Below are 3,187 nucleotides of genomic sequence, written 5' to 3'. Positions count from 1 at the left end.
TTTCACCCTTCTATTCGAAGTGCTTTTCACCTTTCCTTCACAGTACTTGTTCACTATCGGTCTTTCAGGAGTATTTAGCCTTGGAGGATGGTCCCCCCATATTCAGACAGGATTTCACGTGTCCCGCCCTACTCATTTATCATCTAAATATGCCTTTCAAGTACGGGGCTATCACCCTCTATGGCCGTTCTTTCCAGAACGTTCTTTTAAACATATAAAGACTTTTGGGCTAATCCGCTTTCGCTCGCCACTACTTACGGAATCTCTTCGATTTCTTTTCCTCCGGGTACTTAGATGTTTCAGTTCTCCGGGTTTGCTCCTCTTACGAGGTAATACATCTTCAATGTATTGGGTTGCCCCATTCGGACATCTCGGGATCTATTCGTGTGTGCCAATCCCCCGAGCTTTTCGCAGCTTACCACGTCCTTCGTCGCCTCTGAAAGCCTAGGCATCCGCCATACGCCCTTAACGATTTCTTTCCTATTTTTAGGTTACTCAAGCACTTATAAGTGCTCGGTTTTCTCTTTGTGATGTCTTTACCGTTAATGTCAATGATCTTATTTGCTTGTATTTAAATAATCAAGTAAAATGTTCTAATGACGGCTCCGTCACTATGTAGTATACATTTCCTTTTATTACCATCATACATTATACTCTGTACTTTCGTACTTCGTACAATCCGTGGAGAATAAGGGAGTCGAACCCTTGACCTCCTGCGTGCAAGGCAGGCGCTCTAGCCAGCTGAGCTAATTCCCCGCTAGTAGACTTCAGATGTCAGATTACAGACTTTAGACTTTTTTGTCTGATGTCTCTTATCTGATGTCTTCCCGTCTTGTCAATTAGTAGTCTCGGGCAGGCTCGAACTGCCGACCTCTACATTATCAGTGTAGCGCTCTAACCAGCTGAGCTACGAGACTTCATTTAGATTTGAGATAATAGATTTCAGACACAAGACCATTAAGTCTATCTTCTTTTATCTACCATCTTTTGTCTCTCTCCCTATACTAATTTCTAGTGGGTTTTGTATTTTATAATTGATAATCGATGTTGGATGAGTGATTAAGCATCTCTGCTATTATTAATCAATGATCTTTCATCATTTATCTTTTATATATGACAACCAAATAAAAACTAAAGCTTGAACTTTAAGTAAGTTTTTTGTACTTGCGTACTTGTTTGTTTAACGTTCTTCAACGCTCTAAAATGAGATGTTCCAGCCGCACCTTCCGGTACGGCTACCTTGTTACGACTTAGCCCTAGTTACCTGTTTTACCCTAGGCAGCTCCTTTTACGGTCACCGACTTCAGGTACCCCAGACTTCCATGGCTTGACGGGCGGTGTGTACAAGGCCCGGGAACGTATTCACCGCGCCATGGCTGATGCGCGATTACTAGCGATTCCAGCTTCATAGAGTCGAGTTGCAGACTCCAATCCGAACTGAGACCGGCTTTCGAGATTTGCATCACATCGCTGTGTAGCTGCCCTCTGTACCGGCCATTGTATTACGTGTGTGGCCCAAGACGTAAGGGCCGTGATGATTTGACGTCATCCCCACCTTCCTCTCTACTTGCGTAGGCAGTCTCGCCAGAGTCCTCAACTTAATGGTAGCAACTGGCGACAGGGGTTGCGCTCGTTGCAGGACTTAACCTAACACCTCACGGCACGAGCTGACGACAACCATGCAGCACCTTGGAAGCGGCCCGAAGGAGGGCTTATTTCTAAGCCTGTCCACTCCCATTTAAGTCTTGGTAAGGTTCCTCGCGTATCATCGAATTAAACCACATAATCCACCGCTTGTGCGGGCCCCCGTCAATTCCTTTGAGTTTCATTCTTGCGAACGTACTCCCCAGGTGGCTAACTTATCACTTTCGCTTAGTCTCTCATGACGAATCACAAAAAACGAGTTAGCATCGTTTACGGCGTGGACTACCAGGGTATCTAATCCTGTTCGCTCCCCACGCTTTCGTCCATCAGCGTCAGTTAAATCTTAGTGACCTGCCTTCGCAATTGGTGTTCTAAGTAATATCTATGCATTTCACCGCTACACTACTTATTCCAGCCACTTCAAATTTACTCAAGACCTGCAGTATCAATGGCAGTTTCACAGTTAAGCTGTGAGATTTCACCACTGACTTACAGATCCGCCTACGGACCCTTTAAACCCAATAAATCCGGATAACGCTTGCACCCTCCGTATTACCGCGGCTGCTGGCACGGAGTTAGCCGGTGCTTATTCGTACAGTACCTTCAGCTACTCTCACGAGAGTAGGTTTATCCCTGTACAAAAGAAGTTTACAACCCATAGGGCCGTCGTCCTTCACGCGGGATGGCTGGATCAGGCTCGCACCCATTGTCCAATATTCCTCACTGCTGCCTCCCGTAGGAGTCTGGTCCGTGTCTCAGTACCAGTGTGGGGGATCACCCTCTCAGGCCCCCTAAAGATCATCGACTTGGTGAGCCGTTACCTCACCAACTATCTAATCTTGCGCGTGCCCATCTCTATCCACCGGAGTTTTCAATATCAAATGATGCCATCTAATATATTATGGGGTATTAATCTTCCTTTCGAAAGGCTATCCCCCAGATAAAGGCAGGTTGCACACGTGTTCCGCACCCGTACGCCGCTCTCAAAGTCCCGAAGAACTTCTACCGCTCGGCTTGCATGTGTTAGGCCTCCCGCTAGCGTTCATCCTGAGCCAGGATCAAACTCTCCATTGTATGTTTGTCTGACTCACTCAAAGTTTCTTAACGCTTTAGTTTTTCCTTACTTGGTTGTTATATTGTATGTCAATGATCTATTTTTCTTCCGCTTTTAACGTAGCAATCTTTCTGTCAGTGTCGCTCCGTATTTGCGAGTGCAAAAGTAATAACTTATTTTTTAATGACCAAATGTTTTTGAAGAAAATTTAAAGTTTTTTTTAATTAACCCTAACCCCCAAACACCACAATCAATAACAGCTTCTGCCCTCCCCTAATCGGGACTGCAAAGATAATAACTATTTTTAAAACCACAACCCCTTTTTAAAAAAAATTAAAGTTTTTTTTCGTTACATCTTTTAAAGCTATTTATCAATTACTCTCCTGCGCTACCTACTTAACTTCCGTTTTTCGGTGCCGCAAAGATAGATATTCATACAAACACAAAACAAATTAATTTAACATAAAATTTACCCTCACGTAACATTAA

General features: G+C 44.2%; 2 tRNA genes and 2 rRNA genes. All 4 read right to left on the bottom strand.

The features are described 5' to 3' along the window. Positions 1-479, bottom strand: a 23S ribosomal RNA gene (locus IV513_RS15205); the annotation flags it as partial. A 203-nt stretch (positions 480-682) separates the two neighbouring features. Further along, positions 683-756: transfer RNA gene (locus IV513_RS15200), tRNA-Ala, on the bottom strand. A gap of 87 nt (positions 757-843) precedes the next feature. Continuing rightward, positions 844-917: transfer RNA gene (locus IV513_RS15195), tRNA-Ile, on the bottom strand. 284 nt (positions 918-1,201) lie between these two features. Continuing rightward, a 16S ribosomal RNA gene (locus tag IV513_RS15190) occupies positions 1,202-2,718 on the bottom strand. Between the last annotated feature and the right edge of the window lie 469 nt (positions 2,719-3,187).

The sequence above is a fragment of the Chryseobacterium sp. RR2-3-20 genome (assembly GCF_017808115.1).
Taxonomy (GTDB): Bacteria; Bacteroidota; Bacteroidia; order Flavobacteriales; family Weeksellaceae; genus Chryseobacterium; species Chryseobacterium oryzae.
Note: the sequence above shows the minus strand (reverse complement) of the source record. Positions and strands in the feature narration are given on the sequence as shown.